A 25,383-nucleotide genomic window follows, 5' to 3' on the forward strand; every position below is an offset into this window, starting at 1 on the left:
GCACGGCTGCTCCGGCGCGGGCCGCGATCAGAGCAGCGTGATCGTTTCGGTTCCGGCGCCGATGGTCGCGATCAAGGCGGGGCGAGCGCCCGGCTCGACCGTGAGATCCGCGCCGACCGCTCGCAATCGGGCCGATGCCGCGACCGGATCGGGATGCACCGCCGCCAGCGAACGCAGCGGCACCTCCGGCAGTTCCGCCGACGGGTGCGCGGTCTCGCCCCAATCGATGAGGAACGGAACGACCTGGGTGCGCTCACTGAAATCGGGGAAGGTCAACCGCCACTCCAGAATTCGGCCGTCCGGCGTCGCCCGGGACAGGTCCGAAGGATCGCTCGGATCGAACCCGGCCGCCCGTGCCGCCGCGACCGCCGCATCGATATCGGCGACCCGCACCGCCCACCCGGCCAGCTGGGCCTCCTCCAGCAGGTCGATGCCGAACGGACGCGCCTGCTGCGGCTCGGCCTGCTCCGGATCCGGCCCGATGATCTCCAGATATCCACCGTGCCCCAGACCGAGCAGATAGTTACGCGTCCCCCGCCCCGGATGCCGGCCGCCCGCAACCGGTTTCACCCCCAGCGCCCGGGAAACGAGGGCGACGGTGGCCGCCAGGTCCGGCGTGGCCAGCACCAAATGATCGAGTTCGCTCACCCCACCGAAGCTAAACCGCGCCCCCGCCCTTCAGTACCGTTCCACTCATCGTGATCGCGAGGAAAGGACACCCACCGTGCGGGTACTAGTCACCGGCGCCGCCGGCTACCTCGGCCGCGCGGTGGTCACCGCCCTCGCCGCCGCCGGTCACCAGCCCATCGCCATGGTGCGCACCGGCGAACCGATCCCCGACGCCGTCGAAACCCGCACCGCCGACCTCCTGGACCCCGGCCCCCTCGCCTCCACGCTGACCGGCATCGACGCCGTCTGCCATCTGGCCGGCCTGACCCGAGCCCGCGAATCCATCACCGATCCCCTCCCCTACTTCCGCGTCAATACCGGCGGCACCATCACCCTCCTCGAAGCCATGCGCACCGCCGAGGTCCGGCACCTCGTCCTGGCCTCCACCTGCGCCATCTACGGCGCCCCCGCCCACCAGCCGATGACCGAGCACACCCCCGACGCGCCCCCGCACCCCTACGCCGCCAGCAAACTGGCCGCCGAATTCGCCGTCACCGCCCAAGCCCACGCCGGCGACCTCACCGCCACCGTCCTCCGCCTCCCGAACCTGGCCGGCGGCAACGACACCGATCCCACCCGCCTCATCCCCCGCACTCTCACCGCCGCCGCCACCGGCACCCCCCTCCAAATCAACGGCGACGGCACCACCCTGCGCGACTACCTCCACATCACCGACGCCGCAGCAGCTTTCCCCGCCGCCCTGCACCGTCCCGGACGCCCCGCCGCCCGCTACAACCTCGGCACCGGCCGCGGCACCAGCATCATGGACGTCATCGCCGCCGCCGAACGCATCACGGCCCGCCCCATCCCCCGCCACCACAACCCCGCGGCCCCCGAACCCGCCGCCCTCGTCATCGACCCCACCCTCGCCCGCACCGAACTGGCCTGGACCCCAAACCATTCCGACCTGGACACCATCCTCACCGACACCTGGTCCACCTGGCCACCGGCCGATTCGCCGCGGAAGCTGCGGCGGTAACGGGATCGCTGCCAGAATGTATTTCGCCCTGAGAAGCCCTGGGGGACGAGATGAGCGATCCACAACAGCCTTTGACGGCTGGATCATCGTTCGGGCCGTACCGGCTCGAGAAGCTGATCGGTCGCGGCGGCATGGGCGAGGTGTACCGCGCCTTCGATACCGAACGGGATCGGGTGGTCGCCATCAAGGTGCTGCCGGCGAATCTGGCGGGAAATCCGGTGTACCGGCAGCGTTTCCAGCGGGAATCGAGGGCCGTGGCCAGGCTGCGGGAGGCGCATGTCATTCCCATTCACGACTTCGGTGAGATCGATGGGCGGCTCTACATCGATATGCGCCTGGTCGACGGCAACAGCCTGCGTGATCTGCTGAACCGGGGCACGCCGTTCTCGCCGGAAGTGACCGTCGGACTGATCGATCAGGTGGCCGCCGCCCTCGATGCCGCGCATCGCGAAGGGCTGCTGCACCGGGATGTGAAGCCGGACAATATTCTCGTAACCCACGATGGTTTCGCGTATCTGGCGGATTTCGGCATCGCCCGGTCGGTCACCGATGACACCCTGACCGGAGCGGGGGTGCCGGTCGGTTCGCTCAATTACATGGCGCCGGAACGCTTCGCCGACGGTGAGGTGGCCGCGGCCGCCGCCGACGTGTACGCCCTGACCTGCGTGCTGTACGAATGCCTCACCGGCGCACGGGTGTACGGCCGCACCGATGCCGCGAAGATCATGTGCGCGCACCTCATGGACCCGATCCCCCGCCCCAGCCTGGTGCGCCCAAGTGTTCCGGCGGCCTTCGACGCCGTGGTGGCGCGCGGGATGGCCAAGAACGTGCTGGAGCGTTACCGCACCGCGGGCGCACTCGCCGCTGCGGCACGCGCCGCACTCGCCGGTCGTTCGACGGAATTGTCGGATCCTGAGGCACGCGAACATGACCCGACGGATCCCGGGGCCGAGGAGACGAGCACGGAGCCGGACCCGCCGCACTTCAGCGGATCGGAGACGGTGGTTGCGGAGACGACGGAGGTGATCAGCGTCCCGGCCCGCCGGTCGGTCACGAATCCCGCGCCGCCGAGCCGGCCGCGCCGCGATGCTCGGCGGCGCACGGCGGCCACGTTCGGTGTACTGCTGCTCGTCACCGCGGCCCTGGGCTTCGCGAGTTGGGCCGCGCTGCAAGGCAATCGAGCCGGAACCGGCATATCGGACGCCAGCGCCTTGACGAGCGCGGATATCGAGTTGCTCGCCCGAACCTCCGCCAATGGTTACAAGCGCGCCAACTGCACCCACAAGCCCCGCAATCAAGCGCTCGCATCCTTCACCTGCACAGCCAATCCCGCATCCGGTGATCCCGAGGCGGAGTTCCTGCGGATGGACGGCATCGAGAGTCTGGGCGATGTCTATGTGGGTTACCTGCGCGCCTTCCGTGCCGGCAACTGCCCCGGGGATCCGGCCGGTATCGACGGCACCTCGTCCTTCCACGACAAAGAAGTCGGGCGCAGAGCATGTTTCATCGACCGCCGCGATCCGACGACTCCGAAACCGGCGCTGATCGTGACCAACGAGTCGCTACAGGCCCTGGCGGTGTACATCTGGGACTCCCCGGACGACGAAGCGGTCCGCGACTATATCGCCAAGCACAATGACAGCGCCCAATTCCAGAACACGCAGGACGCACAGGACCCGGACTCCTTCAACGCCTTCGACACCGCCCTGCTGCGCCTGCTGCCCACCGACTACCGTCACACCAATTGCCGCCACGAACACCCGAAGGATCCGAGGACACTCGCCAGCACTCGGCTCGGCTGTGGACTGCCCACCGCGTTCAGCCTGTCGTTCGTCAGCTATCGCGATCGGCAGACTGCGACCAAGGCGTACCAGGCGCATCTCGAACAAGTCCAAGGTCACACCTGTGCGGGCACCGGGACCGACAGCATCTGGCGGCAGTCCGGCGAACCGATCGGCCGGATCTTCTGCTACGACGACATCACCGGCAGCGGTACGCCCGCGCATCCGTGCCTACAGGGCACCAACGAGGAACGACTCTTCGCGGTCCTGGTGTGCACGCTGCAACCCGATGATCCACGCCCCGGCCCGAAGAACGAGGCCGACCTGCTCACCTGGTTCCAGCAGCACTTCGGCTAGCGCAGCCGAGCCGCGCCATCCGAAATCCGGTGCGCAACGAATTCCACGAATGTCGATGGGCAGGGTTTCGCGACGCCGGCTGTTGAGCACCGCCGTAGCGGCGGGGGTGCTCGCCACCGGAACCGCCGCCTGCGCACCGGCCGCCGGCGAGCATGCCACCCGCGAAATCCGCCGCGCCCGCAGCGAGGCGCTCGCCCGGCAGCTGCTGGGGGTGGACGAGAAGGGGGGCGACCGTACGCTCGAGTATCTGAAGGTGCTCATCGACACCGGGTTGAGCGCCTCGGGGCAGCGCAAGAAGATCATTGTGGTGGGGGCGGGCGCGGCGGGGTTGAGCGCCGCGAACCTGCTCGCGGACGCCGGGCATCAGGTCACGGTGCTGGAGGCCAACGGGAATCGAACCGGCGGGCGGATCAAGACGCTGCGCGGGGTCTTCACCGACCCGGCGCTGTATGCCGAGGCGGGGGCGATGCGGCTGTCCAGTGCGCATCCGCTGGTGCTGGCGCTGGCCGACAAGCTCGGGGTGCGGCGCAGGCCGTTCTACGCCTCGGACGTGCTTCCGGAGACCCGCGCGCCCGCTGCTCCGCCGGTTCGCTATCGGTCGTTCACCGGCGAGGAGTGGTCGAACGGGGCGGCGGTGGATTATGTGCCCGCGCCGGCGGCCGGGCGCAGCCTGATCCGGGTCAACGGGATCACCGTCACCCGCGCCGATTACGCCGCGAATCCGGCTGCGGTACACGGCGGTTTCGGTGCGGCACTGAGTTCGACGGGCAGTGCGGAGCTGAGCCGGGCGCTGCGCCAGGTCTCGCTGCTGAACGAACCGATCCAGCGGCAGGTCGAACGCTGGGCCGATCTGCTCGACACCTACGAAAACCATTGCCTGCGGCGGTGTCTCATGGAACGGGACTGGTCGAAGGCGACGCTGGAAGCGGTCGGCACCATCGAGAACACGACCGCGCGACTACGGCACAGCGTCATCTTCCCGCTCGCCGACCACACCCTGGTTCCGCCCGACGCCACCTCCTGGGAGCTGGCGGGCGGCATGGCCGCGCTGACCGATGCGCTGACCCGGCGACTCGGCCCGGCCGTACTGCTGGGCAAACGCATGACCCGGTTGGAGCAGACCGAGCGCGGCGTGCGGGTGTGGACCACCGCCGAGACCGGAAACGAAGGCTCGGACGGGGGTCCGGCCGCACCGGTGGAATCGTTCGACGCCGACTACGCGATCGTGGCGATTCCGCTCACCGCGGCCCGGTTCTGCACCTTCGACCCGCTGCTGTCCTATGACAAGCGACGCGCCATCATCGAAATGCACCACGACGCCGCCACGAAAGTGTTGCTGGAGTTCAAGACTCGATTCTGGGAGCAGGGGCCGAACGGATTCCGCGGCGGGCGTTGTGTCAGCGACTCCCCGAACCGCTGCACCTACTTCCCATCCCACGTCGAGGGCGCAGGCGGCGGGGTGGTGCTGGCCGCGTACACCTTCGCCGATGACGCGATGCGCTGGGATTCCCTCACCGACGGCGAGCGAATTCACTTCGCGCTCAGTGGAATGCGAGAACTGTTCGGCGCGCGCGTGGATGCCGAGTTCACCGGGGTCGGGATCACCCAGAGCTGGGCGCGGGCGCGATATGCGTTGGGCGAGGCCGCTATTCCGGCTCCCGGACAATTGCACGAACATCATCTCGCGACGCGATCGGTGGAGGGCCGGGTGCACTTCGCGGGCGATCACACCAGCCTCGATACCGCGTGGATCGAGGGCGCGATCGAAAGCGGGGTGCGCGCGGCGATCGAAGTGCACGGGCGCTGAAGCCGCCCGCAATCACCGATTGTGCAATCGATCTCTGCAAGGATGCAGAAATGAGCGTGACCTCCGCCACTCCGCGGCCCAACCCCGACGATCTGCTGGTGCTGCTGGCCGTCGGGCGCACCGGGCGGTACGTCTCCGCGGCGGATGAATTGGGGTTGAACCACACCACTGTCTCGCGGCGCATCGCGGCCCTCGAACGTGCGCTCGGGGGCCGGGTGCTGACCCGCGGGGCGGGCGGCTGGGAACTAACCGAGCTCGGACGGACCGCCTTGGGCGCGGCCGAATCCGTCGAAGCGGCGGTGAAGTCCCTGACCGCCACCGATGGCGAGCGGATCCTCGAAGGGGTGGTAAGGCTTTCCGCCACAGACGGATTCAGCGCATATCTGGCCGCCCCGGCCGCCGCGGACGTCCAGCGCCGCCACCCCCGGATGGCCGTCGAGATCGTCACCGCCACTCGCCGCGCCTCCCTCCAGCGCTCCGGGCTCGATATCGAAATCGTCGTCGGCAAACCACAGGTCAGCCGTGCCGAAGCCATTCCGCTCGGCGACTACGTCCTCGGCCTCTACGGCGCCCGCAGCTACCTCGAGGAACACGGCACCCCGACCGCCGTCGAGGAACTGGGCGCCCACCCCCTGGTCTACTTCATCGACTCCATGCTCCAGGTGGACGACCTCGACCTGGCCCCCGGCTTCGCCCCCGCCATGCGCGAATCCGTCTCCTCCACAAACGTTTTCGTCCATGTCGAAGCCACCCGCGCCGCCGCCGGTCTGGGCCTGCTCCCCTGCTTCATGGCCGACCGCCACCCCGACCTGCTCCGCGTCCTGCCCACCGAGGTCGCGGTCCAGCTCACCTATTGGCTCGTGGCCCGCTCCGAGACACTGCGACGACCCGAGGTCGCCGCAGTGGTCGACGCCCTGCGAAACCGGGTTCAGCTGGCCCGCGACGCCCTGCTCGGCGTCATCAATTCACGGTGAAAGCCCAAGTCCCATTGCATTCGCCGCCCCAATTCTGTTCGGCGTTGTATCGCCAAGACCCACTGGGGGCGACAATGTCCCAGTTCCCCTCGCGAGTAACCAGCTTCCGGCCGTCACTGTGGTTGACGAAGCTGTGCGTGAAGGCCGGAATATCCCAGCTCGACCCCTTGAACTCGTAGTTCTGCACCACGATGTGGACAGGACGCGCACTGTTGTTTTCGATGACCAGGCACGCGCCCGGCGCCCGAGGCGCAGCCTGAGCGGGCGCGGCCAGCACCACACCCGCGGACGCGGCGACAGCGGCAAACCCGAGACCCATTCGAGCAACCGACGATTTCATGAAATTCCTCCCGATAAGCACCAGCGCGGCATTACCGCTTGGGCTGCAATCATTTCCAGCCCGTCCGAAGAAAGTTCTATCGATCCGGGCTTTCAAGATCCTAACCAAACCCTTGCGGCACCGTGCTTTTCGCGCCGATCCCCTATCGGTCGGGTGTGGCCGCCCGCCGTAGCTGCCAGATCCGGGCGCCCCCGGCCAGCGCCATCAGCAGCAGGCCCGCTATCACCGCGAACAGCAGGGCGACACCCAGCGGCCATTCGAAGTCCCAGCCCAGGAAAGAGATCACCACGCGCTGCGTGTTCTGCAAGATGAAGATCAGCACGATGATCAGGACCAGCGCGCCCGAAGCCAGCGCCAGCCATACCCGGCCGGTCCGGGTGTGTTTGATCGGTGTGCGCCGGTGCCCCGTACTCCCCGGTGGAGCGGTGGTGGGCGGCGGTGCGGCGGGCGGCGTGCCCGTCTGCCCGACCGGCGGCGGCTGTACAGGCGGCGGGACCGAGCGACCGCCCGGCGGGGTGGGAGGTGGTTCCGGTGTACTCGTCATACATACCGAATACCCAGCAAATACGAACCACACCGCCCCGCCCGTCACGGGTGCCGAACCGGCCCCGAGCTCATCGGGGCCGGCCGAGGCGCCCGAGTAGACAGGGCCCGGCCATGGGATTTCGGACCACGATCGCCGCTCCCCAGGGCCCCGGCTCCAATACGCTCGTGCAGAACCGTTCGTCTGGGGCGACCGGCAGATACGGCAGCGCACCTACCGCAACCATCGATACCGGACAAGCGGCCGGGTTCACGCGGTAGCGCTGATTCCCGCCAATCCGATTCGACCGGTCGCCGGGCTTCGGAAAGTGACCGTCACCGAACGGATATCGCGAAGATCGACCCCGCGGAACATGGTGAGCGGGATCGCCACATCGTTGAGCATGAAGCGGTAGGCCCCGGCGGCGCCGCTGTATCCGGTAGGCACCCCGAGCGCCAGCGGATCGATGGCGGCCGTATCGACCGAGCCCGATCCGCCGCGACCGTCGGCCAGGGTGACGGTGAGCTCGATCGGATCGGATGCGCTTGCGGCGCTGTCGTTTCCGGACCGGTCGACCGCGACCCGCAGGCGCAGGTCGCGCAGCGCGCCGAGGTCGCGCCGGCGCTCGGCGAGCTCCTGCGTGAGCTTCGCACCCGACTCCGACCAGCGCAGCAGGGCCATCGTCGTATCGGTATCCGGTCCGGCCGGGCACTCACCGCCGGAACCGCCGCAGATCGTCGCCTCGACTCGGTCGGCGCGCACCCCGCCGCCGGTGGTGTTGGTGGTCAGGTCCTGCGGTCCGGCATAGCGATTGATGTCGAGGACTTCGTTCGCCCCACCCCGGTAGGAGACCATGGTCTGGCCGGGGAGCAGTTCGCTGGGCCGCTTCGATTCGTATTTCCACAGTGGGGCGAGCGCGGTTTCGCCGCCGGTGTACAGCCGGAAGAAGCTGGACATGTAGGCGATTCCGAGGCGCCGCTGCTCGGTTTCGGAGAGTCGGCCCGGACGCGTCGGAGTACAACCGTCGACACCCTGGTTTCCGTCGTCGCCCCCGGCTGGCAACCCCATTTCGGGGGACCACACCGTATTGAAGTAGTTATGGTTCGCACCGATCACGGTGAGTGCGCTCATGGGCGCGGGCTTCGGCCCCTCATATCGCGAGTCGTTGTAGTAGCCGGCTCCGCTGAGGCCGCTGACATCGCCGTCACAGTACGGCAGGAGCACACCGTAGGGCACGCCCGAGATCTTCTTACGATGGAAGTTCACCGGCGCCAGTGAGAGCACCGCCGTGATTCCGAACGGGCTGACCAGGTTTCGATTGTCGAGATAGTTCCACACCACGCCCTCACCGCCACGTGAATGACCCATGGTGCCGACTCTGTTCAGGTCGACGCGTCCTTTGAACTGACTGCCCAGTGGACCGTTGGTCACGGTGGTGGACCAGCTGCGCCAGATATCCATCCACCGGGTCAGCAGGGCCGATCGGGCCGCCATGCCGTAGCTGGTATCGCTTCTGTCGACGGCATTGATTCCATTGGCTCCGATCGACATCACGATATATCCGTGACTGGCGAGCTCCTCGGCCAGATAGTCGTATCCCTGAAAGCTGCGGATGGGCGCATTCCCGGCCGGACATGGCCATGCCAGCCGCAAATTACCCGCGCAGGTCGAATGCCGGCCGTGCTGGAAGATGATCAGCGGGAACGGTCCCTTGGACAAGTCATTCGGATAGGTCACATCGCCGGCGAGTTCGATGGGGGCGGGCTTGCCGTCGGCTCCCAGGAATCCGGGCACGGTGAAGGCGGTATCGCCGAGATAGATGTCCTTGGTGGTCACCTGATGGGGACCGCGGGCCAGCAGACCGGTCAGGGACGCGATATCCAAACCCGCACTCGGACAGTTCTTGTCGCCGGCGGCGGCGGCACCGCTGGAACCACTCGAACCACTCGAACCGCTGGAACCGCTGGAACCACTCGAACCGCTGGAACCACTCGAACCGCTGGAACCGCTCGAACCGCTGGAACCGCTGGAACCGCTGGAACCGCTCGAGCCCGCTCCGCCGGAACCGAAGTGGGTCTCGCCCCCGGGCGACTCACCGCGGCAATCGGTAAGCGTGACCGGTACCGCCTGGGCCGCAGGCACATACGACGCACTCGTCATCGACAGCGTGAGAGCGGCCAGCACCGAGCCGGCCGCGACCGACAAGCGCTTCGGCGACCACGTTCTCGTCATCGCAGCACCCCCGCGGTCTGATTCTTGCCGGACTCCCCCAGGCGGTATCCGACTTCGGATCCCCGCTGTGGCGCCGCGGCCTCATCCGGGAAGACGTAGGTGAGGTTGCGTTCGTCCGGCGATACCGCGCCCTCGCCGAGGGGCATGTCGTTCACCGTGATCAGGTACGGCAGGTCCCCGGTCGGGAACCTCCCACCCGTGATGACCAGCCGCGTAACGGGTTTCGCCGCGGCCGCCACCGTGATGCGATCGACGTACGCCTTGTCCGCCGAGAGCAGTGCCTCACCCTTCGATGCCTGCGCCCCTTGCAATCGCAGGACCTGACCGGGGTCCGCCGGGCTCTCGCTCGGTAATGGAATCGAAGGTGGCGGCGGCGCGCCGGTGACTGTTTCCCTTCCCAGCAGCGAAATATTGTTCGCCTCCGACATGCCTACCGCGATCAGCACAATGCACAGCACGAGCCAAACGGTTCCGCGGACAATTCTGAAGATGCCCACGACAGGACGATTCAAGGTCAACGAGATGCCTTTCTCCGTGAACTTCGATAATGCGAAGGTAGCGACGCATTTTCGAGACGCAGAGGGGAATTCCGGCCAGGCAATCATTTTACGATGCACTAACCTTCCCGAAACAAAAGGCCGTGCGACAGAGGACTATTCGTACCCGAACGGGGGAAAACGAGACGATCCGCGGTGGAGCGCTTACTTCGCCTACGACGCGAGCCGGTATACCGACGACCATGACGCCTGGGTGATCATCCGGCTGCACCGGCCCGAGCTGCGACGCTTGGGCCGGGCCGCGTGCGGATTGTCCGCGGTGAACCTGGAGCGGCTCATCCGCGCGGCGGAGGAGATCCGCCGGAACGAGGGACTGCCGCCCACCGTGCACACCGCCGGAATCTAGGCGAGTCCCGTACAGACGAAAAGCGCTGTGATGGTGGTCTGTTCGGTGGGTTCCGCTGCGGCGATCCGGACGTCAGGCGGCTCGCAGCGGAGTGGCGAATGATTTGCGCAGGGAGGACGGGCCGACCAGGGGGAGCAGGGCTGCCAGGACCTTGCCCTTGAAGGCCTGCGGGGTGCGGGTCAGTTCGACATCGACGCGGCAGCCGGGGAGATCGGGCGTGATCTTGAAGACCCAGCCGCCGCCGGGGCCGAAGAGCTTGGAATCGAGGGTGGTGATGGTGACGGTGTCGCCGGCGGGATCCCATTCGTAGCGGGCGCGTTCCCAGGCGGCTTCGGTGCCCTCGGTGACCTCGGCCCAGTTCTCGCCGCGGGCGTGGACGGTGAAGTGCTCGGCGTCGATGGACGGCCAGGCGTCGGGGCGGGTGGGGCCGAAGTCGGTGAGCACGTGCATGACCTCGGCGGGCGACAGGGTGGACATCAGGTGAAAACGGATGGTAGCCATGGGAATACCTTCGCCTTCGGGGGCAGCGCGCCGAATCTGTCAAATGACGCTGCGTTGACGTAATCCGGCTTCGGTAGGGTCACGGCCGGGGCCGCAGACCGTTTCGGGGCCCGGAGGAGGATTACGCGCCATGCCGATGTTCGGGCGAGACATCGAACAGAAGGAGCTGTCCGCGCTCGTGGACGGCCTCGGCGAACGCAGCGGCATCCTGATCGAGGGCGAGCCCGGCATCGGGAAGTCGACGCTGGTGGAGCAGACCGCCGCCGCGGCGGCCGGCATCGGGGTGCGGGTGCTGCGGACCGCCGGGGTGGAGGCGGAGAGCAATCTCGTCTTCGCCGGGCTGCATCGGCTGCTGTATCCGCTGCGCCGCGAATTCGCCGCCCTGCCGGCCCGCCAGTTCGAGGCGCTGACAACGGCTCTGGGCATCTCGGACAGCACCGACGAGCCGAGCGTGCACCTGGTCGGGCTCGCCGCCCTGACCCTGCTCGCCGATTCGGCGGCCGAGCGTGCGGTACTGATAGTCGCCGAGGACGTGCACTGGCTCGATCCCGCCAGCGCCGAGGTGCTCGCCTTCGTAGCGCGCCGGATCGACTCCGAACCCATCGCGCTGCTGGCCACTTCGCGTGTGCCTGCGAACTCGCCGCTGCAAGCCGCCGGGCTGACCCCCATGCGGCTCGGTCCGCTGCCGGCGACCGAGGCCGGCGCCCTGCTCGACAGCATCGCACCGGAATTGCCCGCCCAGCTCCGCCACCGGGTACTCGCCGAGGCGCACGGCAACCCGCTCGCCTTGACCGAACTACCCACGGCCGCAGCGGATCTCAGTGACGCCGCGCCCGTACTGCCGTTGACCGAACGGCTCGAGAACGCCTTCTCGGCGCGCAGCGCCACCCTGCCCGAACCGACCCGGTCGGCACTGCTCGTCGCGGCCCTCAACGACGGTGACTCGATTGCCGAAACACTCACTGCCACAGGCATTCTCCTGGAGCACGCGGTGACATCGGAGGTCTTCGCGCCCGCCGTGACAGCCCGGCTCGTCGGCCTCGGCTCGGATACGGTGACCTTCCGCCATCCGCTGGTGCGGTCCGCCCTCGTGGCGGCGGCGACCGATGCGGAACGCCGCCGCACCCACCAGGCGCTCGCCGAAACCCTCGCCGAGTCGCCGGATCGCCAAGTGTGGCATCGGGCGGCGGGCGTGGCGGGCGCCGACGAGGCGGTGGCCGCGGCATTGCAGGACGCCGCCGAACGATCCCGGTATCGCGACGGCGCGATCGCGGCGCTGGAGCGTGCCGCGGCCCTCAGCGTCGATCCCGCCCGGCGCGCGAATCGGCTGCTGCGCGCGGCCGAACTGGCCGTCGAATCCGGTCACCGCGACACGGTCGAACGGCTCGTCGCGGCGGCGCGCCTGCTTCCGCTCACGGCCGAGCAGCAGGCCACCGCGAAGTGGGTGCTCAGTGGGTTCGACGACGGGATGCGCGACAGTCCTTCGCACATCGGCGAATTGGCCGCGCTGGCCGCCTCCGTCGCGGCGGACGGGTTCGCGGACGCCGCGCTGCGGATCCTGTGGGCCGCGGCCTCGCGATGCTACTTCTCCGAGCCCGGCCCGGAGATCCGGGCCGCGGTGCTCGCGGTCGCCGACACCCTCGACATCGCCGGCGACGACCCGCGCAAGCTCGCGATCGACTCGATCGTGGACCCGTTCGGGCGCGGCGAACGAATCCTCGGCCACCTGCGCGTGCTGGCCACCACCACGGGCCGGGACGCCGAGACCGATCATTTCCTCAGCTCGGCGGCCTATCAGGTCGGGGCTTTCGATCTCGCGGCGTACTTCGCCGGCGCGGCCGCCCCCGGATTCCGCGCCACCGGACAGTTGGGGCTGCTGACCCGGGCGCTCGCGATCCAGACCTGGAGCCTGGCCCGGGTCGGCGACCTCGCCGCCGCCGCGCCGATCGCCGCCGAAGCCGCGGCCTTCGCCCTGGAGACCGGGCAACCCTTCATGCACGCGACCGTGCTCACGGTGCAAGCCGAAATCGCCGCGCTGCGTGGGGATTACCCGCAGGCCGCCGCGCTCGCCGCCGACGCCGAACGGGTCGGCCTGGCCGCGGGCTCGCGGCCACTGCTGGCCACCGTTCAGCTCACCCGGGCCCTGATCGCGCTCGGTGAGGGCCGCTACGACGACGCTTACGCCGATCTGGCTCGCATCCACGATCCGCGAGACCCGGCCTATTCGCTGACCCGGCGCTCGAACTTCCTCTCCGAACTCGCCGAGGCGGCGGTCCGCGCCGGGCGCACCGACGCCCTGGCCGAGCTGCTGCGCGAGCTCGAACCGGCGGCTGCGGCGACCTCATCACCCGCCCTGCACATCGGAATGCGTTACGCCCGAGCCGTGCTCGGCGGCGATGCGGCCGCCGAGCTGTTCGCCGAGGCACTGGCGGCGGACCTCACCGGCTGGCCCGCCGAACGCGGCCGCCTGCATCTGGCCTACGGCGAGTGGCTGCGGCGGCAACGCCGGGTGGTGGAATCGCGCACCCATTTGCGGATCGCCCGGGAGACTTTCGACGCCCTCGGCTTCGCCGCATGGAGCGAACGGGCGCGGCTGGAGCTGCGCAGCGCGGGCGAATCGAGCCCGAACCGCGACCCGGACGCCCGCGAGCGTCTCACCCCGCACGAGTTGAGCATCGCGCAACTGGCGGCGCAGGGGCTGACCAATCGCGAGATCGGGCAGCGGCTGTATCTGTCGCATCGGACCGTCAGCACCCATCTGCACCGCATCTTCCCGAAGCTCGGCATCAGTTCCCGCGGTGATCTCGCGGCGCTACTGCCCACCTTGGACGCGGCCGGCTGACCGGGTGGGCTGGCAAACGTTGCGGCACAAGCGATGTCAGACGGTGATCGTCTGGTATTCGGTGTACTGACCCAAGCCCACGGAACCGTATTCACGACCGATACCGCTGGCCTTGAAACCGCCGAAGGGACCGTCGAATCCGATCGGCGCACCGTTGACGGTGACCGTGCCGGTCCGGATCCGGCGGGCGAGCGCCAAGGCCGCGGCCTCGTCCGCCGACCACACCCCGCCGGAGAGTCCGTAGTCCGAGTCGTTGGCGATGCGGATCGCGTCGTCGAGGTCATCGTAGGCGATGACGGCCAGGACCGGGCCGAAGATCTCCTCGCGCGCGATACGCATTTCGGGCGTCACATCGGCGAAAACCGTTGGGGTGACATAGAAGCCGTCGGGCACGCCGGGCGGGAGCTGGGGGCCGCCGCAGACCAGGCGCGCGCCTTCGCCGATGCCGATCTCGATGTAGTCGCGAACCCGCTGCTGCTGATCGCCGCGCACCATCGGCCCGATGAAGGTCGCCGGATCGCGCGGATCGCCGACCGGCAGCGACTCGACCAGCGCCGCCAGCGCCGCGACCACCTCCTCGTATCGGGCTTTCGGGGCCAGGATCCGGGTCTGGGCGATGCAGGACTCGCCATTGTTCAGCAGCGCACCGAATTTCAGCCCGTTCATCACCGCGTTCAGATCGGCATCGGCCAGGATCACGGCCGCCGATTTCCCGCCCAGTTCGAGGCTGACCCGTTTGAGCTGCTCCCCCGCGATGGTCGCGATCCGGCGTCCGGCCCCGGTCGAACCGGTGAACGCGATCTTGTCCACCAGCGGATGCGAAATCAGGTACTCGCTCGTCTCCCGTTCCGCGGGCAGCACGCTGATCACCCCGTCGGGCAGGCCGATTCGATCCACCAGCTCGGCCAGCAGACCCATACTCAGCGAGTTCTCCGGAGCTGCCTTCAGCACCACCGAATTTCCGGTGAGCAAAGCGGGCAGGATCTTCGAAGTCGCGGAGGAGAACGGGGAGTTCCACGGGATCACCGCGGCCACCACGCCGACCGGTTCGCGCCGAACCACACTGCGCACGCGGTCATCCGGATCCGACGGTGTGAGCGTGCGCTCCCAGTCGAAATGCTCGGCGGCCGCGAGATAAGCGTTCGCCTGCCGGCTCAATCCGGCCTGGCCGGCGGTGGTGAACCAGGCGGCGGAACCGTTTTCGGCGGTGATGAGCTCGGCGATCCGGTCCGCCTGCGCCGCGCGCAGCTCGTTGAACCGGCGCAGCACCGCGATGCGCTCGGCGGGCGGGGTGTCACGCCACACCCGGCCTTCGAAGGCCGCGTGCGCCGCCGCCACCGCACGATCCACATCGGCCGGTTGCGCCTGCGCCGCGGCGCCGATGAGCGATCGATCGTGGGGCGAGAGGATCTCCAGCAACGCCGGTTCGCTGGGTTCGGTCCAGGAACCGCCGACATAGAGCCGGTCGTAGGTGATCATTCGCCTCCCCCCGCCGGACCGGCGCAGCGGCATTCGAATCGTTCCACCGGCATCAATCGCCTTGTGTCATAAACGATTCGGCTGACAGTCGAATCTTCGTCGAGCGGGTCAATGGTCGTCATGGCTGCGACGCTAGGACCCGCCGGGCGCGGGCCGCGAGCGTCGCATGACGTAATCCTCGACGTCAGGAGGTGACGCAGCGGAAGCCGTCCGGGGCTGCCGGGTCGCCGTCGCCGCTGTAGCGGGAGACCAACGGGAAGCGGCAGAGGTCGCGCGAGACCGTCTGGCCGGTAGTGGTGGTCAGGGTGGCCCGCAGGACATCCGGCGCCTGCCCCTGCTCGACCCACGCGGTCAAGGCGGCCAGGTCGTTGACGGTGCTGCCGGTGAGAGCGCAGTGCGAGACGCCCGGCGCCAGGAAGACCCGGTAGAAGTCGTCGACCTTGGCGGTGCCGCCCAGCAGCGCATCCACCCGGTTCCGGTAGTCGACGGTGCCCGCGGTCGGAATCAGCTGGTCGGCGGCGCCGTGCCAGGTGATCAGCTTGCCGCCCGCAGCCCGGAATGCCGACAGGTCCGGATCCGCGGTGCCGATGGTCGCGTCGAACTCCGAACGGGCCCGCTGAAGAATCTGATCGAACTGCGCGTAGGTGAGGTGCGCGGTATCGAACGCGGGCTGCTTCTCCACGAAATTGGCGACCCACTGGGCGGGCACCAGGAAAGGCACACCGGTGACGGCACCGTCCGCGCCGATGGTGCTGGCCGTCAGCGAACCGAAGTCGGCCCCGGTCGGCAAGCCGAACCACAACTGCCGCCCGCTCGCATCCCGCGGACCGTCCCAGATCTTGCGGACCACCTCGGCGACGGCCTCGCTGATCGTGTACTCCTTACCCTCGCACTGAATGCTGGTGCCGATCAGGCGGCGCGGATCGAAGTGGCATCGGCTCGGGTCGCTGATCAGGCCGTCGGCAAGGCCATCGAGGGTGTCGCAGTCCTTGACCACCGCCTGGTTGAACGCGTTGAACTCGCAGGCGGTCGGGTAGGTATGCGCTTCGTTCATCACCACCTGCGGCCACAGCGTGGCGACCTCGAACTGATTCCAGTTGATGGCCGGGGCGTCGGCATTGATGCCGTTGAAGTCGGCCGGATACTTCTGCGCCTCCATGTATCCCTGCCGTCCGCCGGTGGAGCAGCCGTTCCAGTAGGCGTACGACGCGGCCTGCCCGTAGACACCGGCCACCACCTGCTTACCCACCACGGCCAACTCGTGCACCGATCGAGAGGCGAAGTTCTCCAGTAGCGCGGTATCGACCTGACCGCTCGAGTTCAATGCCCAACCGGAGTTCAGCCCGCTGGTATCCACCCCCGCATCAGTGGTCGCGGCCGCATAGCCCTGCTTCACGGCAGTCGCCACGCCGCCGATGCTCCCGGCGGCATACCCGGCGCCGCCGACCGCCTGGAATCGGCCGTTCCAGCCGGCCTCCGGCAACCAAACCTGCACCCTGGCATGGTCATTCGCGCCCGGGTGAGTCAGCGTCACCGTCACCTCACAGTGCGCGGGCACATCGGCCACGGGAAAGCCGCCCAGTGGCGGTGACCCCGGAACCTGAAACGTGCCCGCCTGAACGTTGACGGCGGTCAGCGACTCCACGGCGGCATCGGCCGGGGCCGGTAGCTGAAATGTGGAGCAGTTGAACGCGGTCGCGCCCCCGGCTGTGGCCGCGCCCTCGTCCGGCCGATCCACCAGTGCGTATACGGCCGCGGCACCGGCCACCGTGATACCGACGGTCGCGAGCGTCAGAAGTCGTCGTTTCAAGATCTCTCCTCGGTTGGAACTACCTCCCAACCCTGACCGGCGCGCCATTGCCGGCACATCAGTCACATGACGCTCCGGCCAACGTATTTCGCATGACCGAGTCCGGTGGCCGCCGCCGCTGCCGAGTGAACCGGCCGGAAAGTCGCTCGAACGCGAACCACTCCTCCGATGACACGATGGTTCGGCAGCGAGGGAACCCGAGACGGAGGCAGCAATGAACACACCTTTGGCGGTCACCTCTTACGGCCACGCCACGGTCAAACTCGAAAACCACGACCTGGCGCTGGTCATCGACCCCGGCACCATCGCCCCGCCCGCAGCATTCGAACGCGTCACCGCATTCCTCGTCACCCACGAACACGATGACCACCTGGACGTCGACCGGGTCGCCGAAGCTTTGTCCGCGAACACCGCCGCACACGCCTGGACGCCGGAATCGGCCGCCCAGCGCCTCATCCGAGCCGGAGTCGACGAGCGTCAGATCACGATCATCAGCAGCGAATCCGAGTTCGATGCGGCAGGCATAGCGGTCCAGCCGATCCTGGGCCGCCACGCCACAATCCACCCGAAACTGCCGGAGTCACCCAATATCGCCTACTTGATCGACCACCGAATCCTCCACCCGGGCGACGCCTTCCCACCCTTGCCCGGCAACCCCGACATCGATGTCCTCTTCCTCCCCGTCAGCGGACCATGGATGCGGATCTCCGACGCCATCGACTACGTCGCGGCAACACACCCCGAAATCGTGATCCCCATCCACGACGGCGATCTCAACGACATCGGCCGAACACTGACCGACCAACTCGGCCCACTCATCGAAGGCGACGGCCGATACCAGCGGCTCCGAACCGGCGAACCCATCGTGTTCTGAATTCGCACACGCCGTGATACCGACGCCGCGGCCAGGCGAGAAACCGGGGCTAAACCACCTTTCGGGCATCGATTTCGAACAGGGTCTGATCGCGGACGAGATTGCGTACCCGCTGCGTGTCGCGGCGCAGGTCACGCTCTTTGTCGGCTTGCAAGTAGATGAACCCACCGCGCCCGGTGGTGTCCTGAGTGGCACCGAGCCGATCGCCCACCAAGGGCAGCCCGTAGCAGCCGACGATGGAGGGGATATAGGACAGGTGATCCACTCCGTCATCGCAGGTGATCCGCCCACCGGTGTCGAAATGCACCCACACGACAGCCAGACCGGTACGCGGCTCCTGAACACTGCCGGACAACTTCGCGAATTCCTCCGGTGCACAGACCGCCATCGCCGTCAGCTCCGCCTGGGTGTAGCGCAGCGACCGCTTGAACGGCGTGGTCTCCATGGTCGCGCCCATCAGCCGGGCACCGGTCTCGATCATGCTCGGCCCATGCTCGGTCAACTTCAACTCGGTATGCGAAGGACCATTCCGAATACCCAAAGCCGTCAACGCCGCATTGTTGTAAGCGATCAACTCATCGAACTTCTCGAACGACCGCGACAACAACGTATGCTGCAACATCCGAATACCCTTGCCCGGCGCCCGCTCGAAATCGAACTGCCACACATCACTCGTCGAATGCACACCACCGGAACTCACACTGTTCACCACATAGATCGGCCCATCCAGATACGTCTGCGCAAGCACATCCACATTCAGAACATCCAAAAAATTCCGCTTACCCACAATCGTGTCCACAGCCTCACGAATCTGGGAAACATCACGACAGAAGAACACATCCTCCGACGACGTCGACATCACCGGCTTGACGACAATCGGCCACTCCCGCTGCCCCCGCGCCCAACGATGAATCTCATCCGCGTCCGCGGATCGCACCTGTTCCACCACCGGCAGTCCACTGCGACGCAACTGCTCGATCATCTCGAACTTGTCGCGCCGTGCCCGGCTCAATGACGGCACGTTCCAGTCGATTCCGAGGCGGGCACACAATTCATCAGCGAACAACACACCCGACTCCGCGCCGGCGATGACTGCACCGACCCCCAAGTCTCGCAACTGTTCGGCCATGTCCGCTGCATCGGCGTACGGCAGAGATCGGTGCGCACCATGCTGATATTTCATGTGCCGGAGCAACTCCGGCGGCTCCGGACTGCTCAATACATGCACCGTCGTTCCGCCGAGCTTGTGAATCTCAGGAGCCAGGTATCGACCCGTGGAATATCCGTCAACAATTGCTACCAGCAACGACATTTCTCTCATTTCCTTGCGACCTGCGCGGCGGGAGTTCGCCACGAATGATGTCTGAGATTTCGGATACCTGGTCGGCGAGATAGAAATGTCCGCCGGGGAAGGAGTGCATCGTGAAATCCGATCGGGTGTGGTTTCGCCAGGCGCGGACCTCAGCCGGCGACGCGTAGGGATCGTCATCGCCGGTCAGCGCGACCACGGGGCAATGCAGATGCGGGCCCTCGGTGTCCTGATAGCCACCGATCGCCCGGTAGTCGTTGCGAAACACGCGAGTGATGGCCTCGGCCATGTCGGGGTCGTCCAGCAGCACGCGACCGGTACCGCCGAGGAGCAGCAATTCCCGCCGTATCTCGCTGTCCGGCAAGGTATCTACCCGCTCGTCGCGGTAGGTCGAGGGTCCGCGCCTGCCGGAGGCGAACAGGGCGACCGGGTAGTCCGCGGACAGCGGATCCAGCTGTTTGGCGACCTCGTAGGCCACGATCGCACCCATGCTGTGGCCGAAGAAGGCGGTCGGGACGCCTGTCGATCTCCCCATCGCCCCACAAATACCGTCGACCAGCGCCGCCAGCTCCGCCACCAGCGGTTCGCGGTACCGTTCCTGCCTGCCGGGGTATTGGACCGCGACAGCGTCGATGTCGGGCGCCAGCTCTCTGGCGAAGGGCGCGAAGAACGTCGCCGCGCCGCCCGCGTGCGGAAAACACAGCAGACGGCAACGGGCATCCTCGGATGGGCTGTACCGCCGAAACCACAGCGCGTTGTCACTGTCGATCACGCCGCTCGCCTAACCCGTGTGCTCGACGCGGGCGGTGCGTAGCGCCGAGGTCAGCGCCTGCCCGTTGTCCGGTGCCGCGGTGTAGATGATGGGCGCGACTCGGTTCGCCATTCCGGCGAACCGATGCTGCGCGCGGTCGAGGATCTCATCGTGCCGCCCGACGACGGCGAACAGATCGAGTATCTCGTCGGTGACCAATGCCGTCATCCGCGCGGCGTGATCCGGTGCGCCCGACAGGAATATCTCGGTGACCTGATCACACAGCGACCCGAGGCCGTGCAGGTCGAACAACGCACGCGCGTCGGCGGGACTGCTGTGCAGCGCCAGCTCCAGCCGCGCGCTCGACGAAGCTCTCTCCTGCTCGCTCGGCGACGCGCCGACGACGGTCATCGGCAAGCACATGACCGTGAACTCGTCCCACGTCCGCCCCGACCGTGCCAAGCCACGCTCCACCGCGGGCAACAGGATTTCCGAAAGGAACTTCACGGTCGAGAAGGGCGGTGCGATCACGCCGTCCGCGATCTCACCGGCCAGCTCCGCCATCTTCGGGCCCACCGCCGCCATGAAGATCCGGGGCGGACCGAAGGGATTCGGTGGTGGGCAGACATAGGGCGGCATGAGCGTGTGTGTATAGAACTGACCACGAAAGTTGAGCGGGCGCTGGGTGTTCCAGCTTTTCCAGATGGTGCGCAGGGCACCGACGAATTCGCGCATTCGACCGAGGGGATGATCAGACGGCATCGAGAAGCGGTTCGCCACATGGCTCTTGTGCTGGGGGCCCAGGCCCAGGATGAATCGACCGCCGGTCAGTGCTTGGAGGTCGTGCGAGGCATAGGCGACCGTCATCGGACTGCGAGACAGAGCGACCGTGACGGAGGTGCCCAGGTCGATCGTGGTGGTGGCGGTCGAGGCGAACGCGAGCGGAAGGAAGGGGTCGTGCAATCGTTCGACCGTCCAGAACCCACGCGCCCCCGCGGCCTCACAAGCGGCCGCGTCGGCGGCGATCTTCGCGGCGGAGAACTCGGCGAACGACTCGAGATCGATGATCCGATCGATGGCGGCGGTGCTCACGATTTTCCTTCCAACTGCCCGAGCAGTTCACGCAATTTGACGACGAGCTCGGCGCTGTCGTTCGCGCCGAGGCGCTGCGACGAGACCGATCGGACGAGTTCGCCCAGATGGAACGAGACGTCGTCGCCGTTCGTACCGGCCGGCGCGAGTGCCTCCCCGAGATAGGCGGCCAATTCGACGGCGGTGGGGTAATCGAAGATCAGCGTGGCCGGCAGGGCCAGTCCCGTGACGACCTTCAGCCTGTTTCTGAGCTCGATCGTGGTCAACGAGTCGAGACCGAGTTCGCTGAATCTGATGTGCCGGTCAGCGCCCATATCGCCGGACCGGTGACCGAGCACGGCGGTCACCGATTCCATGACCAGATCCAGCAACGCCCGCTCCCGATCCGCGCCGGTGGTCGCGAGGATCCTGGCGATCACGGTGTCCGGCGCCTGGCCTCGGCTGGTTTCGGTTTTCGCGCCGGTCGGCTGCGCCACGAGCGCCCGCAGCATATGGGCGACGGGAGTGTCGTCGCCGCGCCGGCCGAGCGCGAGTCTCACCGGTACGAGCGCCGCCGCCTCCGATCCCATCGCCCGGTCGAGCAGGTGCAGCCCCTCCGCCTCGGGCAGGACGTCGATCCCCAACCGCCTGATCCGCAGGAGATCACGCTGCCCGAGGTGTCCGGTCATGCCGCCGACCTGCGCCCAAAGCCCCCACGCCAGGGAGGTGATCCTTCGGCCCCGGGCGCGCCCGTGCTCGGCCAGGGCATCCAGGAAGGCATTGGCCGCCGCGTAGTTTCCCTGCCCCCCGCCGCCGAGGACACCCGCGATCGAGGAGAACAGGACGAAAGCCGACAGTTCGGTATCCGCGGTCGCCTCGACGAGGTTGATCGCGGCGTCGAGCTTGGGCCGGAACACAGCGTCCACCTCACCGGCCGACATCGAGACGACCGGGTTGTCGAGCAGCACACCGGCGGCGTGGATCACTCCCCGCAGGGGGTGAGCTGCCGCGACGCCCCGGAGCAGCTCGTCCACAGCGGCCCGATCGGCCATATCGCAGGCGACTACCTCGACCGCCGCGGCGCCGGCCGCCAGCAGTTCCTCCCGCAGTTCGATCGCGCCGGGGGCGGCGAGCCCGCTGCGGCTCACCAGCAGCAGACTCGGAGTCCGGTAGTGCCGCACCAGATGCCGGGCGACCGCCGCGCCGAGGGCTCCCGTTCCGCCGGTGATCAATACCGTGCCGTCGAGGTCGTCGAACTCGGTCGGGGCCGGCTGCGCGCGGACCAACCGCGGCATGTGCGCGCGGCCGTCACGGATCGCGATCTGCGGCTCGCCGGATGCCACCGCGCCGGCGATGGCCCGCAGCGACGCGTACTTCCCGTCGGTGTCCACGAGAACGATCGAATCGGGATGTTCGACCTGGGCGGACCGCACCATGCCCCATACGGTTGCCGCGGCGAGGTCGAGATCTTCGGAACCGTTCACCGCGGTCGCGTTCTCGGTGAGGATCACCAGCCGAGAGTTCGCCGACCATTCGGCGGAGATCCACTCCTGGAGCAGACCGAGCACCCGGCCGCAGACCTCGCGGGCGGACGTGGCGAGGTGCTTCGCGTTCCGGGCGGATTTGACGGTTCGGACGATCCGCGTCCCGTGGTCGATACCTGCGGCGATCTCGGTGATGGTTTCCATGGAGTACCGGCAGAATTCCGTCGACCGGTCGAGCACGGCATGGAGATCCGTTCCGTCGACCACCCATTCGAGCGTCGATTCCGCCGGGGACTCGGCGTCCAGCACCCACCACTCGACTCGGTAGAGCGACTCCGCGCCGATATTGCCCGCGGTGAGCAGCGATTTCGGATCTATCGGGCGGGTGGTGAGATCGCCGATCGACCCGACCGCGTGTCCATCGACGTCGCTGAGTTCGATTGCCCACGAATCGCCGGCGGTCTTACGGCCGTGCACCCGAACCGTGGACAGACCGGCCGCGGGCACACTCACCTCACTCCAGGAGTACGGGAGGGCGGTCCCGTCCGTCGCGGATTCGCCGATCGCAAGGGCGTGGATGGCGGCATCCAGCAGGGCAGGGTGGATGCGGAAATCGCCGACGTTCGGCCCGGCCACCTCCGGAAGCCGGACCTCGGCGAAGACGTCGTCGCCGGCCCGCCAGACCCGCTCGACACCGCGGAAGGCCGGCCCGTATTCGGTTGCCAGGTCGGCGAGCCGACCGTAACCGTCCAGCACATCGACCTCGATCGCGCCGGCGGGCGGCCAGGGCGACGCCGACTCCCCCACCACCGCCGGCGCCGGGGCGAGCGTGCCCCGGCCGTGCACGACTCGCACCGAGCCCTCGGCATCGCCCTGTGAGGAGATCGAGATCGCGTGGTTCCCTTCATCATCGGCGGCCGCTACCCGTACCTGCACCGATACCGCGCCCCGGTCGGGAAGCACCAGCGGCGCCACCAGGGTCAGTTCGCGGATCCCGTCACAACCGACCTCACTCGCGGCCCGCAATGCCAACTCCACGAACGCGGTGCCGGGCAACAGGACCACCCCGGCGACCGTATGGTCGGCCAGCCACGAATGGGTTCGCAACGACACCCGCCCGGCGAACAGCCAGCCGTCGTCCACGGGCAGTTCCATCACCGCCTCGAGCAACGGATGTGCGGCGTCGGTCATCCCGAAGCTCGTCATATCACTGCCGAGCGTGTCGATGTCGAGCCAATACCGTTGCCGCTGAAAGGCATACGTGGGCAGGTCGACGCGCTGACCACCACGTTCCGCCATCGACCAGTCCACGCCGCCGCCGGAGACCTCGATTCCGGCGAGAACCGCCAGCACCGCATCCGATTCGCGCTGTCCCCTCGGCAGCGCGGCCAGGGTGACCGGATCCGGTACGCCGGCCGACTGTTCGATCAGCGCGGTGAGGCCGCCCGCCGGACCCAACTCGACGAAACGGGTCACACCGAGTTCACCGAGACACCGCATGCCCTCGGCGAAGCGCACCGTCGCCCGCACGTGCGAGACCCAATGTTCGGCAGCGAGCAGGCTCTGGTCCGCCAGCGCGCCGGTCAGGGTGGAAACCAGCGGAATATGCGGCTCCGAGTAGGTGACATTCCTTGCGACAGCGGCGAATTCGTCCAGTATCGGGGCCATCGACGGCGAGTGGAACGCGTGCGAGACGGTCAACGGTTTCGCCCGCCGACCCCGCTCCCGCAGGATGTCCACGATCTTCGCCACCGCGTCCGCGTCGCCGGACACGACCACCGAATCCGGTCCGTTCACGGCCGCGACCCCCACGGTGTCGGTCAACAGCGGCACGACCTCGGCTTCGCTTGCCTGGACCGCCACCATCGCGCCGCCCGCGGGCAGCGAATCCATGAGCGCGCCGCGTGCGACTACGAGCGCCGCGGCGTCCTCCAGCGACCACACCCCGGCCACGTGGGCGGCGGCCAGCTCACCGATGGAGTGCCCGGCGACGTAGTCGGGCCGCACGCCCAGGCTCGCCATCAGCCGGAACAGCGCGACCTCGACCGCGAACAACGCCGACTGCGTGAATATCGTTCTGTTCAAACGGGTTTCGTCGTCGCCCCAGACGACATCGCGCAACGAGCAGCCCAGCCGGGCATCCAATGCGTCGAATACCCGATCCAGCTCGGTCGCGAAGACCGGAAAGACGTCGTACAGTTCGCGTCCCATGCCGAGCCACTGCACACCCTGACCGGGGAACACGAACACCGTCTTCCCCGATCCGGCCACGCCCTCGACCACACCGGGGTGCGGTTCCGATCCGCCCACGGCGGCCAACCCCGCCAGCAGAGCCGCACGGTCGTCGCCGAACACCACCGCCCGGTGCTCGAACCGCGACCGCGTAGCCACCAGCGACGCGGCCACGTCCTGGATATCCACCGACGGATGTTCCGACACGAACCTCGACAATGCCTCGGCCTGACCGGTCAATGCCTCCCGGCTCCGCGCCGACAACACCCACGACACCGCGGACGGCGGCGGGGACACCGCGGCTGGAACAGGGTCCACGACCGGGCCTTGCTCGAGGATCACATGCGCGTTGGTACCGCTGAAACCGAAACTCGACACCGCCGCCCGGCGGGCCCGCTCCATTTTCGGCCACGCGATGGACTCGGTGACCAACTCGACCGCACCCTCGGTCCAGTCCACCAGGGG

The 25,383-nt window shown here is 67.8% G+C and carries 19 protein-coding genes; 7 read left to right on the forward strand and 12 right to left on the reverse strand.

Annotated elements, in window-relative coordinates; all coding sequences use genetic code 11:
- Nucleotides 1–27: 27 nt before the first annotated feature.
- On the reverse strand, nt 28–648 hold the full coding sequence (locus tag NI1_RS22530) for a VOC family protein (protein ID WP_067824355.1): 621 nt from the start codon (nt 646–648) through the stop codon (nt 28–30).
- Nucleotides 649–724: 76 nt separating this feature from the next.
- On the opposite strand from NI1_RS22530, the gene NI1_RS22535 reads away from it, so the two are divergent.
- The 4 genes from NI1_RS22535 to NI1_RS22550 are packed head-to-tail and all read left to right on the forward strand — an operon-like array spanning nt 725 to nt 6,567.
- Nucleotides 725–1,648: an NAD-dependent epimerase/dehydratase family protein gene (locus tag NI1_RS22535; RefSeq protein WP_067824357.1), complete on the forward strand. Its 924-nt coding sequence runs from the start codon at nt 725–727 to the stop codon at nt 1,646–1,648.
- 50 nt (nt 1,649–1,698) lie between these two features.
- Entirely contained in the window at nt 1,699–3,786 is a 2,088-nt protein-coding gene (locus tag NI1_RS22540) for a serine/threonine-protein kinase (protein WP_067824358.1), read from the forward strand.
- A 49-nt stretch (nt 3,787–3,835) separates the two neighbouring features.
- Nucleotides 3,836–5,593, forward strand: a complete 1,758-nt coding sequence (locus NI1_RS22545) for a flavin monoamine oxidase family protein (RefSeq protein WP_067824361.1) — start codon at nt 3,836–3,838, stop codon at nt 5,591–5,593.
- Nucleotides 5,594–5,643: 50 nt separating this feature from the next.
- Nucleotides 5,644–6,567: a LysR family transcriptional regulator gene (locus NI1_RS22550; RefSeq protein ID WP_067824363.1), complete on the forward strand. Its 924-nt coding sequence runs from the start codon at nt 5,644–5,646 to the stop codon at nt 6,565–6,567.
- Here the strand turns inward: NI1_RS22550 and NI1_RS22555 are convergent.
- The 4 genes from NI1_RS22555 to NI1_RS22570 all read right to left on the reverse strand — a co-directional run bounded on the left by NI1_RS22555 (nt 6,554) and on the right by NI1_RS22570 (nt 10,120).
- Complete coding sequence (locus NI1_RS22555) at nt 6,554–6,907, reverse strand: hypothetical protein (protein WP_157535268.1); 354 nt, start codon at nt 6,905–6,907, stop codon at nt 6,554–6,556. The genes NI1_RS22550 and NI1_RS22555 overlap by 14 nt on opposite strands.
- A gap of 142 nt (nt 6,908–7,049) precedes the next feature.
- Nucleotides 7,050–7,451: a LapA family protein gene (locus tag NI1_RS22560; protein WP_067824367.1), complete on the reverse strand. Its 402-nt coding sequence runs from the start codon at nt 7,449–7,451 to the stop codon at nt 7,050–7,052.
- A 249-nt stretch (nt 7,452–7,700) separates the two neighbouring features.
- On the reverse strand, nt 7,701–9,662 hold the full coding sequence (locus NI1_RS22565) for an alpha/beta hydrolase (RefSeq protein ID WP_067824369.1): 1,962 nt from the start codon (nt 9,660–9,662) through the stop codon (nt 7,701–7,703).
- Nucleotides 9,659–10,120: a hypothetical protein gene (locus NI1_RS22570; protein ID WP_157535269.1), complete on the reverse strand. Its 462-nt coding sequence runs from the start codon at nt 10,118–10,120 to the stop codon at nt 9,659–9,661. The genes NI1_RS22565 and NI1_RS22570 overlap by 4 nt, the downstream gene beginning before the upstream one ends.
- A gap of 31 nt (nt 10,121–10,151) precedes the next feature.
- Here NI1_RS22570 and NI1_RS38095 point away from each other — a divergent pair, with 31 nt between their 5' ends.
- Nucleotides 10,152–10,565 carry a hypothetical protein gene (locus NI1_RS38095; RefSeq protein ID WP_157535270.1) on the forward strand — a complete coding sequence of 138 codons (414 nt, stop codon included), beginning with the start codon at nt 10,152–10,154 and terminating at the stop codon, nt 10,563–10,565.
- 72 nt (nt 10,566–10,637) lie between these two features.
- On the opposite strand, the gene NI1_RS22575 is transcribed toward NI1_RS38095, so the two are convergent.
- Nucleotides 10,638–11,066, reverse strand: coding sequence for an SRPBCC family protein (locus NI1_RS22575; RefSeq protein WP_067824373.1), 429 nt, complete (start codon nt 11,064–11,066; stop codon nt 10,638–10,640).
- A gap of 130 nt (nt 11,067–11,196) precedes the next feature.
- Here NI1_RS22575 and NI1_RS22580 point away from each other — a divergent pair, with 130 nt between their 5' ends.
- A complete protein-coding gene (locus NI1_RS22580; RefSeq protein ID WP_067824375.1) occupies nt 11,197–13,908 on the forward strand; it encodes an AAA family ATPase in 2,712 nt (903 codons plus the stop codon).
- A 36-nt stretch (nt 13,909–13,944) separates the two neighbouring features.
- On the opposite strand, the gene NI1_RS22585 is transcribed toward NI1_RS22580, so the two are convergent.
- Together NI1_RS22585 and NI1_RS22590 are read right to left on the reverse strand one after the other, a co-directional pair.
- On the reverse strand, nt 13,945–15,387 hold the full coding sequence (locus NI1_RS22585) for an aldehyde dehydrogenase (protein ID WP_067824376.1): 1,443 nt from the start codon (nt 15,385–15,387) through the stop codon (nt 13,945–13,947).
- A gap of 184 nt (nt 15,388–15,571) precedes the next feature.
- Entirely contained in the window at nt 15,572–17,197 is a 1,626-nt protein-coding gene (locus NI1_RS22590) for a tannase/feruloyl esterase family alpha/beta hydrolase (protein WP_067824377.1), read from the reverse strand.
- Between the two features lie 214 nt (nt 17,198–17,411).
- Here NI1_RS22590 and NI1_RS22595 point away from each other — a divergent pair, with 214 nt between their 5' ends.
- Nucleotides 17,412–18,071: an MBL fold metallo-hydrolase gene (locus NI1_RS22595; RefSeq protein WP_067824378.1), complete on the forward strand. Its 660-nt coding sequence runs from the start codon at nt 17,412–17,414 to the stop codon at nt 18,069–18,071.
- A gap of 49 nt (nt 18,072–18,120) precedes the next feature.
- Here the strand turns inward: NI1_RS22595 and NI1_RS22600 are convergent, their stop codons facing one another.
- The 4 genes from NI1_RS22600 to NI1_RS22615 all read right to left on the reverse strand — a co-directional run.
- A complete protein-coding gene (locus NI1_RS22600) occupies nt 18,121–19,383 on the reverse strand; it encodes an ATP-grasp domain-containing protein (RefSeq protein ID WP_169815613.1) in 1,263 nt (420 codons plus the stop codon).
- Complete coding sequence (locus NI1_RS22605) at nt 19,358–20,152, reverse strand: thioesterase II family protein (protein ID WP_067824380.1); 795 nt, start codon at nt 20,150–20,152, stop codon at nt 19,358–19,360. Before NI1_RS22605 ends, NI1_RS22600 begins: the two co-directional genes overlap by 26 nt.
- 9 nt (nt 20,153–20,161) lie before the next feature.
- On the reverse strand, nt 20,162–21,223 hold the full coding sequence (locus NI1_RS22610; RefSeq protein ID WP_169815614.1) for a TIGR03617 family F420-dependent LLM class oxidoreductase: 1,062 nt from the start codon (nt 21,221–21,223) through the stop codon (nt 20,162–20,164).
- Nucleotides 21,220–25,383 (reverse strand): type I polyketide synthase (locus NI1_RS22615; RefSeq protein ID WP_157535271.1); only part of this gene is annotated, 4,164 nt, incomplete at its 5' end. The genes NI1_RS22610 and NI1_RS22615, both read right to left, overlap by 4 nt.

The sequence above is a fragment of the Nocardia inohanensis NBRC 100128 genome (assembly GCF_001612945.1).
Lineage (GTDB): Bacteria > Actinomycetota > Actinomycetes > Mycobacteriales > Mycobacteriaceae > Nocardia > Nocardia inohanensis.